We start from the raw sequence: 20704 nt of genomic DNA, 5'->3' as shown, positions 1-20704 counted from the left end.
ATTTGTATGCTGAATAATTGGCAGGCTATCTATCAAGGTACAAATAATGACTATAAAAAAAACGGCGCTGGCGGTATCGATCGGCGCAGCAGTGGCATTAACGACTTTCGCCTCCCAGGCGGAAATCACGGTCCTGAAACAAGATCCGCAGGCGGGCAACCCGCTGAGCCGTCTTAACTTCACCGTCGGCGGGAGTATTCGTCCGCAGTTCCAGAATATGGCCGGTGACGATGGTAAGAATGGCTACAAACGTAATGGCTTCGACGGTGGAACGCGTTTCCGCTTCGCTGCTGACTACTATCTGTTTGATGACATCAGTTGGGTGAGCTATTACGAGCTGGGCGTTAACTTCCCGGCGATGTTCAACTGGGACAATCACTATGCTAACGGCGCCAACGATACTACGCGTCGTATGCTGTACACCGGTCTGAAGAGCGCGACCTGGGGTACGCTGACCTTCGGTCAACAGAACAGCATTTACTATGATGTGGTGGGTGCGAAAACGGATATCTGGGACTACGACATGATTGGCCAGGCGCCAGGTAACGGTATCAATGGCGACTACGACGGTTCCTATCGTACACGTAAGTCACTGAAGTATAAAAATACGGTAGGCGATGTTGATCTTTACGCGTCTTATCTGTTCAGCGATGACTACAACCCGAACAACGGTTTGCGCTACAAACGTAAAGGCGGCGGCTCCCTGGGTGTGGATTATCACATCACCGATGACCTGACCTGGGGTACGGCGTGGAACTACACCCGCGCGGAAATGCGTGGCAACACCAGCAAAACCTACGATCAAAACATCGTCGGTACTGCGCTGAGCTGGAAACCGGACAACTGGACCTTCTCGCTGGGCGGCGGTTGGTATCAAAACTTCATGACCACCAAAAAAGTCTCTGTTAATGACTATTTTGCCGGTGACGCCTGGGGTCTGGAATACTTTGCGGGATATACCTTCCCGGTTGGCCAGTATGCGCTGAAATCCGTGCAGCCATACTTTATGGGCGATCGTATTGAATACGTGAATGGCCGTAACTACCTGCGTACCGACAACGGTGTGGGTATCAGCTTCCAGCTGGATTACGGTTTCCGTGTGGATTACGAACACGTCTTCACCTCCAGCACCGACAATCTGGGCGACATGAACCTGGTGCGTCTGCGTTACGACTTCTAATCGAACGCCTGCCGCCCGATGCGCTTGCGCTTATCGGGCCTACGAGAGCAGGGGGATCGCGTTATTTGTAGGCCGGATAAGGCACTTGTGCCGACATCCGGCTTTTTCATGCCTTCTCACATTTAAAAACACACTCTGCAACATCATGAAATAATTTCAAGGACAGCAGGTTGTGATCTGTGTCATGTTAACAATCAGCCTGTTAACAGGCCAACAAGAACAACGCCGCAAGAACGGCGTGAGACATGACACCACAACGTTAAAATGGAGAGATTATGGGATTGCGTCAGAGTTTACGCGTCGCGACCGGGGCGCTGTTACTGGCCTGTGGATTACAATTTGCTCATGCGAACAGTGATCCGCACACCATCGTATTTGGCGTCGCACCTGGGCCGTACGGCGATATGGTAAAACAAGCCATTGCCCCTACGCTGAAAGAGAAAGGCTATAAGGTAGTAGTGCGCGAATTCAGCGACTACGTGCAGCCTAACATGGCGCTCTCCAATGGCAGCATCGATGCTAACCTGTTCCAGCATTCACTCTACTTTGACAAATTCACCGCCGATAAAGGCCTGAAACTGAGCAAGCTGATTGTGGTCCCGACGGCCGGGATGGGTTTTTACTCACATAAAATCAAAAGCCTGGATGAATTGAAAAAAGGGGATGTGATCACGCTTTCCAACGATCCCACCAACCTGGCTCGCGGTCTGCGTTTCCTGCAGTCTATTGGCCTTATCACCATCAAAGATAACATCGATCCAACTAAAGCCTCCGAGCGCGATATTGCCAGCAACCCGAAAGGGCTGGTGTTTAAACCGCTGGAAGCGGCACAGCTGCCGCGTACGCTGGACGGTGTGACCGGTGCGCTGGTCAACGGCAACTTTGCCGTAGCGGCAAAACTGGATCTCGCCAGCGCCATCAAGCAGGAACACCTGGACGAAAATCTGAAAAATATCATCGCGGTACGCAGTGAAGATGCGGATAAACCATTTGCGAAAGATATTGTCGAGGCGGTGAAATCTCCGGCGTATCGTGCGGTGATCGACGATCCGCAAAATATCTACAGCGCCTTCCAGAAACCGGAATGGATGTCGGTAGCCCAATAATCGCTGCGCACAAGGGTTAACAGGGGCAGCGACGACTGCCCTTTTCGCATTTCTGAGGTAGCTATGATTGAGATTGAGAAAGTTTGCGTGGATTTTAGCGCAGGCCGTGGAGCATCAACCCGGGCGGTTGATGACGTTAGCTTGCGCATTGGCGCAGGTGAGATATTTGGTATTGTTGGGACCAGTGGTGCGGGGAAAAGTACGCTGCTGCGCACCCTGAACGCCTTAACGCGTCCGAGCCAGGGAAGCGTTAAGGTGAACGGCGTAGAAATTTCCGCACTGGAAGGCGCGCATCTACGTAAAGCCCGTCAGCGTATCGGGATGATTTTTCAACATTTTAATCTGATGCATACCCGTACCGTGGCACAAAACGTCGCCTTTAGCCTGAAGGCTGCCGGATGGGAACGCAGTAAAATTGGCCCGCGCGTGAGCGAAATCCTGTCGCTGGTGGGGCTGTCAGACAAGGCGAACCGCTTTCCGGTTCAGCTCAGCGGTGGGCAAAAGCAGCGTGTGGGTATTGCCCGCGCAATTGCCAATCACCCGGATGTGCTGCTGTGTGATGAACCCACTTCCGCGTTAGATCTCGAAACCTCGGCCACGATTCTGGCGTTGCTTAAGCAGATCAACCAACAGTTGGGGATCACGATCGTGCTGATCACCCATGAGATGAACGTAATCAAATCGATTTGCGATCGCGTGGCGGTGATGTCCGGTGGCAAGGTGGTGGAGTCTGGTGAGGTGTTTGATGTTTTTGCTCACCCGCAGCACGCTTTCACTCAGCAACTGGTGTCGCATACCCTCAATCTGACGCTACCTGAGCGTCTGCGCCAGCATCTGCCCGGCCAGTTGCTGAAAATTCTTTTTATCGGCGATTCGGCAGAACAGCCGGTGTTGTCAGAAGTGGCGGTTAAATTTGGCGTGGCGGTGAACATTCTGCACGGCAAAATTGAATATATCGGCGAACGTGCGCTGGGGATTCTGGTGGTGCAACTGACCGCGCCGCATAACCCTTCTGCGGTGGATGTCGCCGTGGAACATATTCGTCAACGTACTGCACAGGTGGAGGTGATTCGTGGATGATTTATTGCCTGATTTGACGCTGGCGTTTAATGAAACCTTCCAGATGCTGAGCATCTCTACGCTGTTGGCGATTATTGGTGGTCTGCCGCTCGGTTTTCTTATTTTCGTTACCGACCGGCATTTATTCTGGCAGAACCGTTTTGTGTATCTGCTCAGCTCCGTGCTGGTGAATATTATCCGCTCGGTGCCGTTTGTGATCCTGCTGGTTCTGTTGTTGCCGCTAACCCAGTTTTTGCTCGGCAATACCATTGGACCCATCGCGGCATCGGTCCCACTTTCGGTAGCAGCAATTGCTTTCTATGCCCGTCTGGTTGATAGCGCGCTACGTGAAGTCGATAAAGGCATTATCGAGGCGGCGGAAGCGTTTGGCGCCAGCCCGATGCGCATCATCTGCACCGTTCTGTTACCGGAGGCGAGCGCGGGTCTGCTGCGTGGGCTGACGATAACGCTGGTGAGTCTGATCGGTTACTCCGCAATGGCCGGTATCGTTGGCGGCGGTGGAGTCGGCGACCTGGCGATTCGCTTTGGTTATTACCGCTACGAAACCCAGGTCATGATCGTCACCGTGGTGGCGCTGATTATTCTGGTGCAGGTCGTTCAGGTGCTGGGCGACTGGTTGGCGAAACGCGCAGACAAGCGCGACAGACATTGATTACTGTACGCTAAGCCAGTCAGCCACCTCCTGCCATGAGCCGCGAAAGACGATTTTCGCGGCTTTCTTTTCCAGCTGATAGCGATACATCGGGTCGTAATACTCGTTGAGCAACGGCACCAGCCAGCCCATATGCGCGTCGGTGCTGCCCGTTGCCTGCTGTTCGTGCAGAGCCACGTCGAGCAGGGTGGTCAGCTCGGCAAAACGTTGCAAACCCAGACGACGGCGGATAGCAAACAGACCGTGGTGCAGATACTCGCTGTACTCCTGCCAGCCCTGACTCTCGCCATAAGCGTGAGTGAAATCGTGGTGCATGCGCACAAAATACTCTTCGCGCAGTCGCTCCAGCCGTAGCTCAAAAGGATCGTCCACCACCGCAATAGCGGCCTGGCTCATGCGTTCGCGCAAACATTCGGGCAGATGATTAGCGCCGATCATGCGGCCTTCGTCTTCAAGTACCCACAGACGCAGATCCTGACGGCTGTCGGTTTTCAGCATTTCGACCGCCAGCAGGTTTTCAAAGCTTGCCTGGCTCAGCTGCGGTTCGACGGTGCGTCCAAATGAGGAACCGCGATGGTGCGCCAGACCTTCGAGATCCACACCGTTTGGCTGCTGTTGCACCAGCTGCGTTTTACCGTTCCCGGTACAGCCGCCAATTAAGACGATCGGTTTTTGCACCAACTCTTCAGTCAGTTGAATCACCGCCTGACGCAATGCTTTATAACCGCCTTGTATTAGCGGGTAGTCAGTACCGGACTCGTGCAGCCATTGCTGCACAATGTGCGAACGCTGGCCGCCGCGCGCGCAGCATAAGTAGCCCGCAGGATTTTGACGACAGGCATTCAGCCAGGCCTTCATGCGTTGCTGGCGAGTCTCGCCACAGACCAGTTGATGGCCGAGCGCGAGGGCGGCCTCAGGCCCCTGACGTTTGTAACAGGTACCCACGGCAGCACGTTCGTCATCGTTCATTAAGGGAAGGTTTATTGCGCCCGGCATGGCGCCCTGCTGAAATTCGACGGGGGCGCGTACATCGATTAAAGGCGTACCAGCGAGCAGAATTGCGCGATAGTCCGTTCCATCGTTCATGTTTGATCCTGAAAATACAAAACAGCAATGGAGGGGATTTTACGCGCCAGGGGAGGGGCCGGGGAAGGATAAAATCCATTCCCCGGCATTAATGGCTTATTTCAGCTTTGACTGCGCCCAGATAATACCGCTGGCATATTCCGGCGGCAGCAGGGGGATAAGCGCTTCCAGTGTCGCGCTAAGGCGCGCGGTATCGCTGTCGCTCAGGTTCAGGTGACCCACCTTACGCCCTTCACGCACTTCTTTGTCATACCAGTGCAGGTGTACCAGCGGTAGCTTCAGCCAGTCGTAGTTCAGGTCGCTACCAATCAGGTTTACCATCACCGAAGGATTATTCACCACCGGCGTCGGTAACGGCAGGTTGGTAATGGCGCGCAGGTGCAGCTCAAACTGGCTAATGCTGGCGCCGTTTTGCGTCCAGTGTCCGCTGTTGTGCACGCGCGGAGCCAGTTCGTTGATCAGCAGACCTTCTGGGGTGATGAAACACTCCATCGCCATCACGCCGACATAGCCCAGCTCCTGCATGATGGCGGAGAGCATCGCTTCAGCCTGTGCCTGCTGTCTGGCGTTAGCCTGCGGGAACACCACGCTGGTGCGCAGAATGCCGTCCTGATGCAGATTGTGGGTCAGCGGATAGAAAACGGTGCTGCCGTCATGCGCCCGAGCGCCAACCAGTGAGACTTCGCCAGAGAAGTTGATTCCCCGCTCGACGATGCACTCGCCATAGCAATCATCCGGCAGTTGTGCGGTTTCATTTGCGCGCAAACGCCACTGCCCACGACCGTCGTAGCCGCCGACGCGACGTTTGACGATCGCCAGCTCGCCGAGTTTGTCGAATACCGCAGACCATTCGCTTTTATCTGCCAGCAGTTGCCACGGCGCAGTCGCCAGACCGAGCTTGTCAAAAAGCTGCTTTTGCGTCAGACGGTCGGCAATAATCGGGAAGACGTCGCGGTTAACAAATGCCGGGTGGCGCGCCAGTTCGCGGGTGAGTGCCGTTTCCGGCCAGCGCTCAATCTCAGCGGTGATCACGCTTTGCTGAAAAGGGACAGCAGCCGGTTCAGCGTCCAGCCCGACGGGCCAGACCGCAATGCCCAGCGGCTCGCCGGCCTGACGCAGCATGCGTCCTAGCTGACCGTTACCGAGTACGCAGACCTGCTTCATGCCGCACCTCGCGGGTCCGGATTCTCCAGTACCTCATCGGTTTGTGCTTTGCGCCAGTCGTCCAGACGCTGGTGTAATGCGTTGTCGTGTGTAGCCAGAATTTGCGCTGCCAGTAGGGCCGCATTGGCCGCACCCGCTTTGCCGATCGCCAGTGTTCCAACGGGAATACCGCGAGGCATTTGAACAATGGAGTAGAGGCTATCTACGCCGCTCAACGCTGCGCTTTGCACCGGAACGCCGAGAACTGGCACCAGCGTTTTCGCCGCAATCATGCCTGGCAAATGCGCTGCGCCACCGGCTCCGGCAATAATCACCTGAAAACCGTTCTCTTCAGCGCTTTCGGCGAAGCTGAACAATTTGTCTGGGGTGCGGTGGGCGGAGACGACTTCAACATGATGCGGAACGTCCAGGATTTCGAAGATTTCGGCGGCGAACTGCATGGTAGCCCAGTCGCTTTTGGACCCCATCACGATGGCGACACGCGCCGGATTATTGCGGGAAGACATGCGTCTGAAAACTCCTGTGGTGCACTACACTCGACTTTTGAGGCCACAGAGAATAGCATAATTAACCTTCAAGGAAAACGATTGCGCGCTTTACACTTCACTCTTCAAGCTGCCTCTTTGTTGGCTGCATCTGCTCACCCCAGTCACTTACTTTTGTAAGCTCCCGGGGACTCACAGATTTGCCGCCTCGATGCAACTCGAATAGTTTTGTGTAAAGAGGAACTGGATATCTGCAGAATTAAAACGGAAACGCGATTAGCTCAACGTCGCTGGGCGTGACTTTCACCATTGAGCCTTCGGTATGCCATGCGCCTAATACCACGCGGAAAGCGGGTTGCTCATTGGCCGTGAGTTCGTGGACAGCCGGACGGTGTGTATGTCCGTGAATTAACCACTGGACCTGATGTTTTTCCATCTCGTTAATCACGGCCTGCGGATTCACATCCATGATTTCCAGCGATTTACTGCTGTTGGCGGCTTTACTGTTGGCGCGCATTTTTGCGGCAATGCGCTGGCGAACAAACAGGGGCAGGGCGAGAAACAGCTTCTGTAGCCAGGGTTGATGTACTTTGGCGCGAAACGCCTGATAGCCTGCGTCGTCGGTGCATAAGGTGTCGCCATGCATGATCAGAACCTTGCGGCCATACAAGTCGAGCACTTTTTCTTCGGGAAGCAAGGTCATGCCGCTCGCACGGGCAAAACGTTTACCGAGCAGAAAATCACGGTTGCCGTGAATAAAAAAGCAGGGAACGCCGGAATCAGCCAGTGATTTTATCGCTGCGGCCATTTCATGATGCAGTGGATTCGGGTCGTCGTCGCCAATCCAGGCTTCAAACAGGTCGCCGAGAATGTATAGCGCATCGGCATTGCGTGCATCGCCGGCTAAAAAACGCAGAAAACCGGCGGTGATCGCCGGTTCTTCTGTGCAGAGGTGAAGATCTGCAATAAACAGTGTCGCCACGATTACTCGCTGACGGTCACGTTTTCAATGATGACGTCTTCTTTTGGCACATCCTGGTGCATACCGCTGCGACCGGTGGAAACGCCTTTGATTTTATCAACCACGTCCATGCCTTCAACAACTTCAGCGAACACGCAGTAACCCCAACCCTGCATGCTTTCACCGGAGAAGTTCAGGAAGTCGTTGTCAGCAACGTTGATGAAGAACTGTGCGGTTGCGGAGTGCGGAGCCTGAGTACGCGCCATTGCCAGCGTACCACGGGTGTTTTTCAGACCGTTGTTCGCTTCGTTTTTGATCGCTTCTTTCGTGGCTTTTTGCTTCATGCCTGGCTCGAAACCGCCGCCCTGGATCATGAAACCGTTAATAACACGGTGGAAAATGGTGTTGTTGTAAAAACCTTCGCGGCAGTAGTCCAGGAAGTTTTTAACTGTTTCAGGCGCTTTATCATCAAACGTTTTGATTACGATATCGCCGTGATTAGTGTGGAAAGTAACCATTTTTGCATCCTGTTCCGATAGATTGGTGCTTCGACCCCGTCAAGGGTCAGAGTTAGGGGTGTGTTATAGCATAACCGCAAGCTGTGATCACCTCGCAAAGTGTGCTGCTTCCGGTCTAAATTATGGGTATTATACAGACTTTACTATCCACACACGTCTACACGGAATCTTCGATGTTAAAAATCTTTAATACACTGACGCGCCAAAAAGAGGAATTCAAACCTATTCATGCCGGGGAAGTCGGCATGTACGTGTGTGGTATTACCGTTTACGATCTCTGTCATATTGGCCACGGACGTACCTTTGTTTCTTTCGACGTCGTCGCGCGCTACCTGCGCTTCCTCGGCTATAAGCTGAAGTATGTACGCAACATTACCGATATTGATGACAAAATCATCAAGCGCGCGAATGAAAACGGTGAAAGCTTTGTCGCGTTGGTCGACAGAATGATCGCGGAAATGCATAGCGATTTCGATGCGCTGAATATTCTGCGCCCGGATCTGGAGCCGCGCGCTACGCACCATATCGCTGAAATTATCGAAATCACTGAGCAGCTGATTGCCAAAGGTCACGCTTACGTTGCTGATAACGGCGACGTGATGTTCGACGTGCCGACTGACCCGAACTACGGTCAGCTGTCACGCCAGGATCTGGATCAGCTGCAGGCGGGTGCTCGCGTTGACGTGGTTGATGTGAAGCGTAACCCGATGGACTTCGTGCTGTGGAAAATGTCCAAAGAAGGCGAGCCGAGCTGGCCGTCTCCATGGGGCGCAGGTCGTCCGGGCTGGCACATCGAATGTTCGGCGATGAACTGCAAACAACTGGGTAACCATTTCGATATTCACGGCGGCGGTTCGGACCTGATGTTCCCGCATCATGAAAACGAAATCGCGCAGTCCACCTGTGCGCATGACGGTGAGTACGTTAATTACTGGATGCACTCCGGGATGGTGATGGTTGACCGCGAGAAAATGTCTAAATCGCTGGGCAACTTCTTTACCGTGCGCGATGTGCTGAAATACTACGACGCCGAAACCATTCGCTACTTCCTGATGTCGGGTCACTATCGTAGCCAGCTCAACTACAGCGAAGAGAACCTGAAACAGGCGCGTTCTGCGCTGGAGCGTCTGTACACTGCACTGCGCGGTACCGACAAATCCGTTGCCCCTGCGGGTGGCGAGGCCTTTGAAGCACGTTTCATTGAAGCGATGGACGATGACTTCAACACGCCGGAAGCTTACTCCGTGCTGTTTGATATGGCGCGTGAAGTTAACCGCCTGAAGGGTGAAGATATGGCGGCGGCTAACGGTATGGCTGCGCATCTGCGCAAGCTCTCCAGCGTGCTGGGACTGCTGGAACAGGATCCGGAAGCGTTCCTGCAAAGCGGGGCGCAGGCGGATGACGGTGAAGTTGCTGAAATTGAAGCGTTAATCCAACAGCGCTTAGATGCGCGTAAAGCGAAAGACTGGGCGGCGGCTGATGCCGCGCGTGACCGTCTCAATGAGATGGGCATCGTGCTGGAAGACGGCCCGCAGGGTACCACCTGGCGTCGTAAGTAACGCTCTATATTGCCGGATGGCGGCTTACGTCTTATCCGGCCTACGATGGAATGATCGGTAGGCCTGATAAGCGTAGCGCCATCAGGCGCTATTAATGACGTTTGTACCACCACAGCACACCCATCATCATAACGCCCGGCAGCCATACCCACATCAACTCCGAAGTTATTACCTGATGCCCATACGGTGTGGCGTAGCGTGATAGCGCAAACGGGGCGACTTTAATCACCTGCCACGGTGCAAAGAAGCGTTCATCCGACCACGGCCACAGCCAGCCGACGCCTTTGCCGCCTGTCGTAACGGAATCCAGCAGACTGTGTGACAGCAGTGAAACCGTCAGGAATAGCCAGCAGCGAATCAATCCCGCCTTAAACCATCGTCGGCCAATCAACACGCAGAGCAGCGGTACCACGAAGGCGAACAGCAGTGAGTGGGTAAATCCCCGGTGGCCAAACACATTGCCATAGGCGACACCGAACTTAAATGACAACACATCGGCATCTGGCAGCATAGCCAGAACGACGCCAGCAAACAGTAATCGTGGGGGGATGACTTTAAGTCCGAGACCTAACCCTAAACAGAGCGGAACGGCTGCGTGGGTAACAATAGTGGGCATGATGATCGCTTCGTGTGGAAAAACAACATGCTAACAGCCTGAATTGCGATCACACAGGGAACACATTCTGAAAACTGGCAGCGAGTGCTGCCAGATTCAGTACTCGTATCACTTAAAAGTCAGAAAGCTTGCTTCTCGCATACTGAATACAGCGAATGATTTCTGGCAGCAGATCGATCAGATATTCATCGTAGTCATCAGATTCCACAAGGGGATACTGTATTTTATAGGTATAGGTAAAAGCGTTGTTTTCTACGGACAGGCCGATGATCCCGCCTTCTGTGGCATCCCACAGATGATTCATTTTCAGCAGGGCGATAAGCGCCTCCGTGGTCTCCGTGGCGGTGTATTCCGCTATATCAGCCTGGATATAAAGCTCTGATTGCTCCGGCTCGTCAAAGAAATAAAACAAGATATTATCAGTTTCCAGAATATACTGGTTCTCTGCGGATTCGGTAAATCCAGGGGAGCCGTAGGCGCTGAACAGGCGTTCAAGTAAAACCATAGAGCGTGTTATCGGATTCATGACATTTTCTCGGTAAATTGAATCAAGATTTCATTCATTCCCGTCAATCTATTTTTCCATTCAAGTGAAATTTGATATGCGCAGGCTATTTTTGCAAGAAAACTGTCTTCTGATTCCGTTAGAAGGTCAAGCCTCAGGCTTAGGCAGAGGCATTCTGTTTGCTCATCGAAGCCAAAAATACCACCTGCAGTATTTCTCCAGGAATGATTGTCTTTTAGTATATGAAGATACAGTGAACGCGAATTGTCAATATTCTCATTTGATAATGGGGCAATATGGATGATACAAATTAACTCCTGATGATTTTTGTCATCAGGATCGCTAAGGATGAATGAAAATAACATGTCTGATAACCAAAAGAAACTTACGCCATTGTCATTAACAGTCGGCGTTGTCCCTCCAGTGTGTCTGCCTAATGCAGACACAAGGTTAGTGAATTTTTCTTTATATTCTACTGGGTTAATCATTTAATTGCCTCGTTTCCTGGATCTAGCCGAAGTTTATATTTCCATTGACATGTATATCTTCAGGGATTGTCAATGTAATCTCGCTGTTGTCGGAATCCAGAGCCATAGTTACTCGAACTGTAACTTGACCTCTCATGTGTTCATCATCATTAGTTATGGCATGATACATCTTTGTCTCTGCTTCATTCTTTACATTTTCAAATAAAGCATTGCCCCAATAGGAAGTAGACGCAGTCACGTCAACAATTACTTGGTTATTACCACCAGTGTATTGGCGTTTAATCTCCAAAGATTGAGGAAGGGCCCTTGGTGAGAGATCATTGGTGAATCCTATTACTCTATTTTCATCTGCTGCCAGTAATTTACCCATAGCATTTCCTAATTGTATTAAAATGCTTTGTTCACAACATGCAGCAACAGCAGATGTTATTTTTTTTAGTTGTGCATCAGTTAAATTTTTTTCAGGTGGTGATGTGGTGGGGCGAATGAGACCAGATATCCAGTCAAGGGCATTTTGTTTGATTTGTTCGATTTGTTCGATTTGTTTGTTTTCGTCTTCTGTTTCAGTCTCTTCAAGGCCAGTAAATGGCACACCGTCTGACAGGAGTTTGAAGCCTCTTTTAATATCTGATCCAAGTGAGGTTCTGTTGGTAATATAGCCCACAGGATCTTCTATCCATGTGCCCGACTTCTCCGAGTGACCTGCTAATGATAGAATTTCTATGAATGTTTTTTTTGTTTTTTCTTGTAAGTCAGGATTGCTGATATCAACATTGGCAGATGAGACTGGAATTCTGTAAGGACCTGTGATAATAATTTCATTACCAATTCTAATATCACTGTGATCGCGTGATCTTAAATCATCATAAAGAGTGGTTGTTTTCTCCAGGTATTTGTTTGCTTCTATTTTTTGTGAATCGATGCTTATGGCTGTCTTGATGTAATCCCGCATTAATGCCAAGTCTTCAATCATAGTTTTTATTCCGCCGGTAGTACTCAATGCGTTACTGGTATTAATGTTCATACCTGTCCATGAGTTAAAGCCAGAAGCAAGTTCTGAATAACTTTTTTTGATATCGGCGGGGATTCGCTCCCTGTTATCTACACCGTCATCACGTTTATTCACCCCAAATTTCTGTTCTAAGAGAGTAGGGATGTAATTAACACCATGAGATACCTTATCTTTTAATCTATGGCATCCATGTTCTTCCATTTTAATGAATAACATATTTTTACCTGGGATTCCGGTAGGAGTATTCTCACTTTTTTGTGGCATCCTGGCAAAGAGAATGGTTTTACGATTGTTAGGTAAGAATATATTTTTGCTATCAATATCTAAACCTCGTGAATGATAGTCTGCTCCGGCATTTTTAAATTCTTTGAGGTGGCTTGATTTCCTTGAATAACTACCTGCGTTATTCAAAAAGTTCTCTATATTATGGTCTTTATCTTCAATGCTGAAAGCGCCCATTTTGAAATTTTGTGGGCCACTTTCTGCTAATCCCGCAGAAACAGAAACTTTGTTTGATGCCTGTGCCTGTAAGTACCACATCAATTTAGCGGCGTTTTCTTTGGTATTCTCCACAGATCTACCGGCCATCAGTTCTCTATATATGTCATCACCTTGTTTACATATTGAAATAATATCGTCATTACTGATTTTAGGGGGTTCAGGTAATTTAACATTTTTGCCATGCAGGTTGAAATCAACGGTTTTGGGGGCATTTTTCCTGTTAGCTATCTGATGAGTATCCAGGGCCTCTGGCTGAACCGCGTTGGGTAAGATGTTTGGATCAGCGATGACAGGCCCCTGTTGTTCGGCTGGCGGCATGCGATTATAACCAGCAAAAGGGGCACGATGTTCAGCATGAATGGGATGCTGTATACGCTGAAGGGCGTTGTGGGCAAGACGGGAAACAGTCATATAATGTCCTTATCAAGGTTTTTGTTGAAAAACGGGACTGATAAGGAAATCCTAAAACGGATGCTGAATAAAAACTTTCAAAAAGTGCTCTACTTTAGTGAAAATAATGAGCATGGGCAGGTTGTGGGCTGAGAGAGTGGCAAGGGGATAAAATGATCCCGGCAGCTTGCGCTGCCGGTGAAGTTATCAAGCGATGACGGTAATGCTGTGACCTTCAAAGCTCACGGTCTGTCCGGCAACGATTTTGCAGCGTTTACGCGTTTCAACAACGCCATCGACCTTCACTAACCCTTCGCCAATAGCAATTTTTGCCTGGGCGCCGCTTTCGCTCCAGCCTTCCAGCTTCAGCAGATCGCAGAGTTCAACATGTGGGTGTTTACCCAGTGAAAATGTGGCCATCTTAAACGTCCTTTACATCATGATATTCAACACACGCCTGCAGCGTGTTTTCGATAAGTGTGGCGACCGTCATTGGGCCTACGCCGCCGGGGACCGGCGTGATATATGACGCGCGTGCGGCAGCATCTTCAAAGACCACATCGCCAACAACCTTACCATTCTCCAGACGGTTGATGCCGACATCAATCACAATCGCACCTTCTTTAATCCACTCGCCAGGAATAAAGCCCGGTTTACCGACGGCAACAATTAGCAGGTCAGCGTGCTCAACGTGGCGACGCAGATCTTTGGTGAAGCGATGGGTGACGGTGGTGGTGCAGCCAGCCAGCAGCAGTTCCATGCTCATTGGGCGACCGACGATGTTTGAAGCGCCAATGACGACCGCATTAAGGCCGTAGGTGTCGATGTTGTAACGCTCAAGCAGAGTCACAATACCGCGCGGGGTACAAGGACGCAGGCGCGGCGCACGCTGGCACAGGCGACCGACGTTATACGGATGAAAACCGTCAACGTCTTTATCCGGTGCAATACGCTCCAGCACTTTAACGTTGTCGATACCGGCAGGTAACGGCAGTTGTACCAGAATACCGTCGATGGTGGTATCTGCATTGAGCGTATCGATCAGCTCAAGAAGCTCCGCCTCGCTGGTGGTTTCGGGCAGGTCATAGGAGCGGGAGACGAACCCCACTTCGTCGCAGGCTTTGCGTTTACTCGCGACGTAAATTTGCGAAGCCGGATTGCTGCCTACCAGCACAACAGCCAGGCCTGGGGCGCGTAATCCAGCCGCTAAACGCGCCTGAACTTTTTGAGCAACCTCAGAGCGCACCTGCTGCGCAATCGTTTTACCGTCAATAATCTTTGCTGCCATCAGAGAGAGGATTCCGTCTGTTACGTTAAATCGAAGGGGATGCCACTATTTTGTCAGAAGCGGGACGTGCTGTCAGTTTTCGTTTGCGTTTTTATGTGCGCCAGGGCCGTCACGGGCTGTAAATGGTGTCAGCACAAAGGCTGAAGCCTTACGAATAAATAGTAAGCATGCTAATTAAAATTAACGTGAATGAAACATCTCATCACCCTGGGTTCTTTATGGGTAATGCTTCATAAACCAGACTGTTACGTACTATTACGGCGGCATTTAGGTAATATTAACCAAGACTTTTCTTAGATCCCATTAAGAATTAGCCAGGGCTATTAAAAGGATTTGCAGGTATTTTTCATTAATTGAAATGTTTAATTTATCGCTGTGACGAATAGTCATATTCGCGAAGGATAATTAGTAAATCAAATACTCAGGAGAGTCGGGGTAAAAGGTTAGCTAATTCTCTTGCGATATATATCTTTACAGGATGCAGAGATAATTAGCCTGACATTTAATGTCGATAATGAAAACGGATCCCGCAGGATGCTGGAGCCGGATGTGTGTAATTCAAGGGAAATCCATGAAACGTAAATTAATGACCTCTTCTGTTATTGCCAGCCTGATGTTAGTCGCAGGTGCTGCGGTTGCAGCCGATCCGGTAAGTGTGAGCGGCGGTACTGTGCATTTTGAAGGTGAACTGGTCAATGCAGCCTGTGCAGTCAGTACTCAGTCATCCGATCAGGTTGTCACCTTAGGCCAGTATCGTACTGCCAGTTTTGCCGCAGTAGGTGATACAACGGCACAAATTCCGTTCTCCATCGTGCTGAACGATTGTGATCCGAAAGTTGCTGCAACCGCAGCCGTTGCTTTCTCTGGTCAGGCAGATGCCACCAACTCGGCTCTGTTGGCTGTTTCTTCAGGGAATAACACCACTACTGCTGGCGGTGTAGGTATCGAAATTCTGGACAACACGTCCACCGCGCTGAAGCCGGATGGAGCCACCTTCTCTACCGCTCAGGCGCTGGTAGAAGGAACCAACACCCTGCGTTTCTCTGCGCGTTACAAAGCCACTGCCACCAGCGCTACGCCGGGTCAGGCAAATGCCGACGCGACGTTCATCATGAAGTACGAATAAGCCGTTTTGATTTGCGCAAGGATGACGTTCGCCTCACTGGATGAGGCAATTTCCGGGGATGATGAAGGATGCGGCAGATGATAGGGAAAGGCGTGGCGCTGGCGGGAATGCTGTGCGTACTGCCTGTGTTTGCACATACGGTAATACTGGAAAGTGGCCGCCTTCACTTACGGGGGCAGCTCGTCAATGGTGCCTGCACGGTCGCTACTGACAGCCAAAATTTGCGGGTGCAAATGGGGCAGTATCGCACCAATGCTTTCTCCGGGACGGGGAGCTTTGCCTCTACCAGCGTGCCGTTTTCACTGCGCTTAACGTCATGCAGCTCCGATGTTTATGACCACGTTGGGATTGCGTTTGCAGGCGTGACGCCAGCGGAAGATCCGCAGGTGTTCCTTGCCAGTGGAGATGCGTCTGCGGCTTCGGGGATCGGCCTGGCGTTATTTGACCAGCGCCAACGGCAAATTATTCCGAACGCGCTGCCGCTTCATTATGCGCCGATTATAACGCAAGAGATGACGTTTCATTTCACTGCTCGTTATCGGGCTGTCTCGGAAAATATAACGCCGGGAACGCTTCGTTCAGACGTGTGGTTTACGTTGGTTTATCCCTGATTTATTTCCCAACGATAATCACACCAAAGGTATTTGTAGCTATGTTTAATTATCTAAAATCAGGTTTTATCCTTTTACTGTTCTTATTTCCTGTTGCCAGTGTTCAGGCTGCCGGAGGCATTGCATTAGGCGCTACCCGTGTTATTTATCCAGCCGATGCCAAACAAACGTCACTGTCTATTAGCAATAGTGATACCAAAGAACGTTACCTGGTCAATTCATGGATTGAGAATAGCGCAGGTGTTAAAGAAAAATCGTTTGTGGTTACGCCTCCGTTGTTTGTCAGCGAGCCCAAAAGCGAAAACACGTTGCGTATTATCTATGCAGGTGTTCCGTTGCCCAAAGATCGTGAGTCGCTGTTCTGGATGAACGTAAAAGCCATTCCGTCAGTCAATAAAAACAGCCTTGAGGGCAAAAACGTTCTGCAACTGGCGATTCTGTCCCGCATCAAGCTTTTCGTCCGTCCGAATAATTTGCCGCAAATCCCGGAAGATGCCCCGGGGATGCTGACGTTTTCCCGTTCCGGCAACCACCTGAAAATTAACAATCCGTCAGCGTATTACGTCACGTTGGTCAATCTCAACGTGGGGAAAACGAAGGTCGATAACGTGATGGTTGCACCGAAAAGCGATGCGCAGGTTCTGTTGCCAACAGGCGTGCAGGGCAACGTTACGTTCCAGACGGTCAATGATTATGGTGCTGTGACCCCGGCCCAAACGGTCAGCGTGCGTTGAGATAACGATGAATAAGACAACGTATTTTCCTGGCCTGTTACCGGGGGTTACGCCACCGCTGGCGGGGGTGGCGTTGTCCACGCTGGCGGCGCTCTTTCCCTCTTTAAGCCATGGTGAAAGCTATTTTAATCCGGCCTTTTTATCTGCGGATACGGCAACCGTGGCGGATTTATCACGTTTTGAAAAAGGTAATCACCAGCCTGAAGGTGTTTATCGCGTGGATATCTGGCGCAATGATGAGTTTGTGGCTACTCAGGATATTCGTTTTACGACCAGCGCGGGAAAATCCGGGGAGAAGTCCGGTGGGCTGATGCCGTGCTTTGGGCTCGACTGGGTGAAGCGCCTTGGCGTCAATATCGCCGCGTTTCCGGCACTCAGTAAGGATGCGAACGATACCTGCATCAATCTACCTGAGGCGATTCCAGGCAGCGAGATTGCGTTTGATTTTTCTACCCTGCGACTAAACGTCAGCCTGCCGCAGGCGTCGATGTTAAACAGCGCGCGTGGCTATATTCCACCGGAAGAGTGGGATGAAGGCATCCCGGCCGCGCTGGTCAACTACAGCTTTACCGGCAGCCGCGGGAGTGATACAGACAGTTATTTCTTAAGTATGCTCAGTGGCCTGAACTATGGCCCCTGGCGCTTGAGAAATAACGGCGCATGGAGCTATTCCAAAGGTGACGGATATCACTCACAAAGCTGGAAAAACATCGGCACATGGCTTCAGCGCGCGATTATCCCGCTGAAGGGCGAGCTGGTGATGGGTGACAGCAACACCGGCAACGACGTTTTTGACAGCGTCGGATTTCGCGGGGCGCGGCTCTATTCCTCAGACAGTATGTATCCCGACAGCTTACAGGGTTACGCGCCTACCGTTCGCGGTATTGCGCGAACAGCGGCAAAGCTAACCATTCGTCAGAATGGCTATGTGATTTATCAAAGCTATGTTTCACCGGGCGCTTTCTCGATAACCGATCTCAACCCGACGTCATCCAGCGGTGACCTTGAGGTGACGGTGGACGAAAAGGACGGCAGCCAACAGCGCTATACGGTGCCGTACTCCACGGTTCCCTTGTTACAACGAGAAGGGCGTTTCAAATATGACGTGGTCGCAGGGGATTTTCGCAGCGGCAATAGCCAACAATCTTCTCCATTCTTTTTCCAGGGAACATTAATTGCTGGGTTACCAGAAGGCTACACCGCTTACGGCGGTACGCAGTTGGCCTCACGCTACACGGCGGTGGTTTTAGGCACCGGCCGAAACCTGGGGGACTGGGGGGCGGTTTCTGTCGATCTGACCCATGCCCGCAGCCAACTGGCGGATGACAGTACACACCAGGGGCAGTCATTGCGTTTTCTATATGCGAAATCGCTGAACAATTTTGGCACCAACTTTCAGTTGTTGGGATATCGCTACTCTACGCGTGGTTTCTATACCCTCGACGATGTGGCGTATCGCAGTATGGAAGGCTATGAGTACGAATACGACAGCGAGGGCAATCGCCACGATGTGCCCGATGTGAAGAGTTACCACAACCTGAGCTACAGCAAAAAGGGCCGTTTCCAGATAAACATTTCGCAGAATCTGGGGGATTACGGATCGCTGTATGTCTCGGGTAGTCAGCAAACGTACTGGAATACCTCAGACACCAATACCTGGTATCAACTGGGCTATGCCAGCGGCTGGCAAGGTATTAGCTATTCACTCTCCTGGTCGTGGAATGAATCGGTTGGCATCTCCGACACCGACCGTATTGTCGCGTTCAATATGTCAATACCGTTCAGCCTGCTAAGCGGACGGCGCTACTCGCGAGATAGCGCCTTCGATCGCACCTACGCCACCTTTAATGCTAACCGTAATAGCAATGGACAAAACAGCTGGCAGAGCGGGATCGGCGGTACGTTGCTGGATGGACGCAACCTGAGCTACAGCGTGAATCAGGGGCACAGCAGCACCAATGGCTACAGCGGAAACGCCAGTGCCAACTGGCAGGCGGCCTATGGCACGCTGGGCGTGGGATACAACTACGATCGCGATCAGCATGATTACAACTGGCAACTCTCTGGTGGCGTGGTGGGGCATGCGGATGGCATTACGCTCAGTCAGCCTCTGGGTGATACCAACGTGCTGATTAAAGCGCCTGGCGCACAGGGTGTGCGGATAGAAAACCAGACCGGCGTTCAAACCGACTGGCGTGGATACGCGGTGATGCCGTATGCCACCGTCTATCGCTATAACCGTGTCGCGTTAGACACCAACTCCATGAACAACAATACCGATGTGGAAAATAACGTCAGCAGCGTAGTACCAACGCAAGGGGCGCTGGTGCGAGCTGCGTTTGATACACGAATCGGTGTGCGGGCGCTGATTACCGCCAAACATGCCGGTAAACCCGTGCCGTTTGGCTCTATTGTGCGGGAAAACACCAGTGGCGTGACCAGTATGGTGGGCGAAGACGGGCAAATTTATCTCAGTGGTCTGCCGCTAAAAGGCGAGTTGCTGATCCAATGGGGGGAAGGCGCAAACGCTCGCTGCGTGGCGCGCTATGCCTTGCCTGAGGAGAGTCTGAAACAGGCGGTGACGCTCACGAACGTGACGTGCGAATCTCCAACGGCACGACAGGAATAATACGATGAAAAGACAAACGGGTTTGTTACTGGGAAGCGCTTTACTGCTGATGGCACATTCGTCATGGGCGACGGTCTGCCATAACTCGAATGGCACGCCAACGGATGTTTTTTACGATTTGTCGAATGTCTTTAACAGCAGCAACAACCAGCCGGGACAGGTGGTAACGTTACCGGAAAAATCGGGCTGGATTGGCGTGAATGCCACCTGTCCGGCCGGAACGTCGGTGAATTACACCTACCGAAGCTATGTCACTGAACTTCCGGTGCAAAGTACCGAGGGCGGTTTTCAGTATCTGAAGCTCAATGACTACCTGCTGGGAGCCATGAGCATCACCGACAGCTATGCCGGGTTGTTTTATCCTCCGCGTAATTATATCCGCATGGGGACTCACCCCAACGTATCGAAACAGCAGCCTTTTGGCGTAATGGATTCAAAGCTGGTGTTTAAACTCAAAGTGATCCGCTCGTTTATTAACATGGTTCCGATTCCGCGTCAGACGATGTTCAGCGTCTATGTCACGACCAGTACCGGAGATGCGCTAAGCACGCCGGTGTACACCATCAGCTACAGCGGTAAGGTGGAGGTTCCACAAAACTGTGAGGTGAACGCCGGGCAGATTGTTGAGTTTGATTTTGGCGATATTGGCGCATCGTTGTTTAGCAAGGCGGGGGCAGGAAACCGGCCCGAAGGCATTAATCCGCAGACCAAAACCGTGGCGATAAAATGCACCAACGTCGCCGCACAGGCCTACTTGACCATGCGTGTAGAGGCTGAGAAAGCCACCGGACAAATGATGGTTTCTGACAACCCGGATTTAGGTTTTATCGTCGCCGATAGCAGTGGTAACCCGCTGACGCCTAACAATTTGTCCAGCAATATCCCATTTCAATTGGATGATAACGCCGCAGCCAGGGTCGGTATTCGGGCATGGCCGGTCAGCGTGACGGGGAATAAACCTACCGAAGGGCCTTTTACGGCTCGTGGTTATCTGCGAGTGGATTATGACTAAC

General features: G+C 51.4%; 21 protein-coding genes. 10 read left to right on the top strand and 11 right to left on the bottom strand.

Annotated elements, in window-relative coordinates:
* Positions 1–46 precede the first annotated feature (46 nt).
* The 4 genes from OGV57_RS15005 to OGV57_RS14990 all read left to right on the top strand — a co-directional run bounded on the left by OGV57_RS15005 (position 47) and on the right by OGV57_RS14990 (position 4018).
* Entirely contained in the window at positions 47–1180 is a 1134-nt protein-coding gene (locus OGV57_RS15005) for a porin (protein WP_003021860.1), read from the top strand.
* A 275-nt stretch (positions 1181–1455) separates the two neighbouring features.
* Positions 1456–2286 carry a MetQ/NlpA family ABC transporter substrate-binding protein gene (locus OGV57_RS15000; protein ID WP_003835785.1) on the top strand — a complete coding sequence of 277 codons (831 nt, stop codon included), beginning with the start codon at positions 1456–1458 and terminating at the stop codon, positions 2284–2286.
* Positions 2287–2349: 63 nt separating this feature from the next.
* On the top strand, positions 2350–3366 hold the full coding sequence (gene sfbB / locus OGV57_RS14995) for a virulence-associated ABC transporter ATP-binding protein SfbB (protein ID WP_003835783.1): 1017 nt from the start codon (positions 2350–2352) through the stop codon (positions 3364–3366).
* Entirely contained in the window at positions 3359–4018 is a 660-nt protein-coding gene (locus OGV57_RS14990; protein WP_003021866.1) for a methionine ABC transporter permease, read from the top strand. The genes sfbB and OGV57_RS14990 overlap by 8 nt, the downstream gene beginning before the upstream one ends.
* Here the strand turns inward: OGV57_RS14990 and mnmH are convergent, their stop codons facing one another.
* The 5 genes from mnmH to ppiB form a co-directional block, all read right to left on the bottom strand.
* Positions 4019–5104 carry a tRNA 2-selenouridine(34) synthase MnmH gene (gene mnmH, locus OGV57_RS14985; RefSeq protein WP_054528162.1) on the bottom strand — a complete coding sequence of 362 codons (1086 nt, stop codon included), beginning with the start codon at positions 5102–5104 and terminating at the stop codon, positions 4019–4021.
* 96 nt (positions 5105–5200) lie between these two features.
* Positions 5201–6268 carry a 5-(carboxyamino)imidazole ribonucleotide synthase gene (gene purK, locus OGV57_RS14980; protein WP_003835757.1) on the bottom strand — a complete coding sequence of 356 codons (1068 nt, stop codon included), beginning with the start codon at positions 6266–6268 and terminating at the stop codon, positions 5201–5203.
* Positions 6265–6774 (bottom strand): 5-(carboxyamino)imidazole ribonucleotide mutase, encoded by a 510-nt coding sequence (gene purE / locus OGV57_RS14975; RefSeq protein WP_003021871.1) that lies wholly within the window; start codon positions 6772–6774, stop codon positions 6265–6267. Before purE ends, purK begins: the two co-directional genes overlap by 4 nt.
* A gap of 238 nt (positions 6775–7012) precedes the next feature.
* Positions 7013–7735 (bottom strand): UDP-2,3-diacylglucosamine diphosphatase, encoded by a 723-nt coding sequence (gene lpxH / locus OGV57_RS14970; RefSeq protein ID WP_048216735.1) that lies wholly within the window; start codon positions 7733–7735, stop codon positions 7013–7015.
* A gap of 2 nt (positions 7736–7737) precedes the next feature.
* The gene (ppiB, locus tag OGV57_RS14965; RefSeq protein WP_003021875.1) at positions 7738–8232 is read right to left on the bottom strand and encodes a peptidylprolyl isomerase B; all 495 of its coding nucleotides are present in this window, start codon (positions 8230–8232) and stop codon (positions 7738–7740) included.
* 173 nt (positions 8233–8405) lie between these two features.
* On the opposite strand from ppiB, the gene cysS reads away from it, so the two are divergent.
* A complete protein-coding gene (cysS, locus tag OGV57_RS14960; RefSeq protein ID WP_003831109.1) occupies positions 8406–9791 on the top strand; it encodes a cysteine--tRNA ligase in 1386 nt (461 codons plus the stop codon).
* 91 nt (positions 9792–9882) lie between these two features.
* Here the strand turns inward: cysS and OGV57_RS14955 are convergent, their stop codons facing one another.
* The 6 genes from OGV57_RS14955 to folD all read right to left on the bottom strand — a co-directional run bounded on the left by OGV57_RS14955 (position 9883) and on the right by folD (position 14591).
* Positions 9883–10407 carry a metal-dependent hydrolase gene (locus OGV57_RS14955; protein WP_003021883.1) on the bottom strand — a complete coding sequence of 175 codons (525 nt, stop codon included), beginning with the start codon at positions 10405–10407 and terminating at the stop codon, positions 9883–9885.
* A 112-nt stretch (positions 10408–10519) separates the two neighbouring features.
* Entirely contained in the window at positions 10520–10933 is a 414-nt protein-coding gene (locus OGV57_RS14950) for a type III secretion system chaperone (protein ID WP_046669826.1), read from the bottom strand.
* Positions 10930–11400, bottom strand: a complete 471-nt coding sequence (locus OGV57_RS14945) for a type III secretion system chaperone (protein WP_048216733.1) — start codon at positions 11398–11400, stop codon at positions 10930–10932. Before OGV57_RS14945 ends, OGV57_RS14950 begins: the two co-directional genes overlap by 4 nt.
* Positions 11401–11422: 22 nt before the next feature.
* Positions 11423–13324, bottom strand: a complete 1902-nt coding sequence (locus OGV57_RS14940; protein ID WP_191218793.1) for a hypothetical protein — start codon at positions 13322–13324, stop codon at positions 11423–11425.
* A 186-nt stretch (positions 13325–13510) separates the two neighbouring features.
* Positions 13511–13723, bottom strand: coding sequence for a ribosome-associated protein YbcJ (gene ybcJ / locus OGV57_RS14935; protein ID WP_054528164.1), 213 nt, complete (start codon positions 13721–13723; stop codon positions 13511–13513).
* A gap of 1 nt (position 13724) precedes the next feature.
* Positions 13725–14591 carry a bifunctional methylenetetrahydrofolate dehydrogenase/methenyltetrahydrofolate cyclohydrolase FolD gene (gene folD, locus OGV57_RS14930; protein WP_003021887.1) on the bottom strand — a complete coding sequence of 289 codons (867 nt, stop codon included), beginning with the start codon at positions 14589–14591 and terminating at the stop codon, positions 13725–13727.
* A 571-nt stretch (positions 14592–15162) separates the two neighbouring features.
* On the opposite strand from folD, the gene fimA reads away from it, so the two are divergent.
* The 5 genes from fimA to fimH all read left to right on the top strand — a co-directional run bounded on the left by fimA (position 15163) and on the right by fimH (position 20703).
* Positions 15163–15717: a type 1 fimbrial major subunit FimA gene (gene fimA / locus OGV57_RS14925; protein ID WP_032947919.1), complete on the top strand. Its 555-nt coding sequence runs from the start codon at positions 15163–15165 to the stop codon at positions 15715–15717.
* 77 nt (positions 15718–15794) lie between these two features.
* Positions 15795–16328, top strand: coding sequence for a type 1 fimbrial protein subunit FimI (fimI, locus tag OGV57_RS14920; protein WP_003847496.1), 534 nt, complete (start codon positions 15795–15797; stop codon positions 16326–16328).
* A 41-nt stretch (positions 16329–16369) separates the two neighbouring features.
* The gene (gene fimC, locus OGV57_RS14915) at positions 16370–17062 is read left to right on the top strand and encodes a type 1 fimbria chaperone FimC (protein ID WP_003835750.1); all 693 of its coding nucleotides are present in this window, start codon (positions 16370–16372) and stop codon (positions 17060–17062) included.
* Between the two features lie 7 nt (positions 17063–17069).
* The gene (locus tag OGV57_RS14910; RefSeq protein WP_003835749.1) at positions 17070–19691 is read left to right on the top strand and encodes a fimbrial biogenesis usher protein; all 2622 of its coding nucleotides are present in this window, start codon (positions 17070–17072) and stop codon (positions 19689–19691) included.
* 4 nt (positions 19692–19695) lie between these two features.
* Complete coding sequence (fimH, locus tag OGV57_RS14905) at positions 19696–20703, top strand: type 1 fimbria D-mannose specific adhesin FimH (protein ID WP_044712796.1); 1008 nt, start codon at positions 19696–19698, stop codon at positions 20701–20703.
* The last annotated feature ends 1 nt before the right edge of the window (position 20704 follow it).

The sequence above is a fragment of the Citrobacter sp. Cf087 genome, assembly GCF_030334285.1.
Classification (GTDB): Bacteria; Pseudomonadota; Gammaproteobacteria; order Enterobacterales; family Enterobacteriaceae; genus Citrobacter; species Citrobacter freundii.
Note: the sequence above shows the minus strand (reverse complement) of the source record. Positions and strands in the feature narration are given on the sequence as shown.

What these genes read in the sequence shown, in the direction of transcription:
- mnmH (WP_054528162.1), bottom strand. Translation starts at nt 5,104, where the DNA reads ATGAACGATGGAACGGACTATCGCGCAATTCTGCTCGCTGGTACGCCT.
- fimH (WP_044712796.1), top strand. Translation starts at nt 19,696, where the DNA reads ATGAAAAGACAAACGGGTTTGTTACTGGGAAGCGCTTTACTGCTGATG.
- ybcJ (WP_054528164.1), bottom strand. Translation starts at nt 13,723, where the DNA reads ATGGCCACATTTTCACTGGGTAAACACCCACATGTTGAACTCTGCGAT.
- OGV57_RS14910 (WP_003835749.1), top strand. Translation starts at nt 17,070, where the DNA reads ATGAATAAGACAACGTATTTTCCTGGCCTGTTACCGGGGGTTACGCCA.
- OGV57_RS14950 (WP_046669826.1), bottom strand. Translation starts at nt 10,933, where the DNA reads ATGAATCCGATAACACGCTCTATGGTTTTACTTGAACGCCTGTTCAGC.
- OGV57_RS14940 (WP_191218793.1), bottom strand. Translation starts at nt 13,324, where the DNA reads ATGACTGTTTCCCGTCTTGCCCACAACGCCCTTCAGCGTATACAGCAT.
- OGV57_RS14945 (WP_048216733.1), bottom strand. Translation starts at nt 11,400, where the DNA reads ATGATTAACCCAGTAGAATATAAAGAAAAATTCACTAACCTTGTGTCT.
- OGV57_RS15000 (WP_003835785.1), top strand. Translation starts at nt 1,456, where the DNA reads ATGGGATTGCGTCAGAGTTTACGCGTCGCGACCGGGGCGCTGTTACTG.
- sfbB (WP_003835783.1), top strand. Translation starts at nt 2,350, where the DNA reads ATGATTGAGATTGAGAAAGTTTGCGTGGATTTTAGCGCAGGCCGTGGA.
- OGV57_RS15005 (WP_003021860.1), top strand. Translation starts at nt 47, where the DNA reads ATGACTATAAAAAAAACGGCGCTGGCGGTATCGATCGGCGCAGCAGTG.
- folD (WP_003021887.1), bottom strand. Translation starts at nt 14,591, where the DNA reads ATGGCAGCAAAGATTATTGACGGTAAAACGATTGCGCAGCAGGTGCGC.
- cysS (WP_003831109.1), top strand. Translation starts at nt 8,406, where the DNA reads ATGTTAAAAATCTTTAATACACTGACGCGCCAAAAAGAGGAATTCAAA.
- fimA (WP_032947919.1), top strand. Translation starts at nt 15,163, where the DNA reads ATGAAACGTAAATTAATGACCTCTTCTGTTATTGCCAGCCTGATGTTA.
- purE (WP_003021871.1), bottom strand. Translation starts at nt 6,774, where the DNA reads ATGTCTTCCCGCAATAATCCGGCGCGTGTCGCCATCGTGATGGGGTCC.
- purK (WP_003835757.1), bottom strand. Translation starts at nt 6,268, where the DNA reads ATGAAGCAGGTCTGCGTACTCGGTAACGGTCAGCTAGGACGCATGCTG.
- OGV57_RS14955 (WP_003021883.1), bottom strand. Translation starts at nt 10,407, where the DNA reads ATGCCCACTATTGTTACCCACGCAGCCGTTCCGCTCTGTTTAGGGTTA.
- fimI (WP_003847496.1), top strand. Translation starts at nt 15,795, where the DNA reads ATGATAGGGAAAGGCGTGGCGCTGGCGGGAATGCTGTGCGTACTGCCT.
- fimC (WP_003835750.1), top strand. Translation starts at nt 16,370, where the DNA reads ATGTTTAATTATCTAAAATCAGGTTTTATCCTTTTACTGTTCTTATTT.
- ppiB (WP_003021875.1), bottom strand. Translation starts at nt 8,232, where the DNA reads ATGGTTACTTTCCACACTAATCACGGCGATATCGTAATCAAAACGTTT.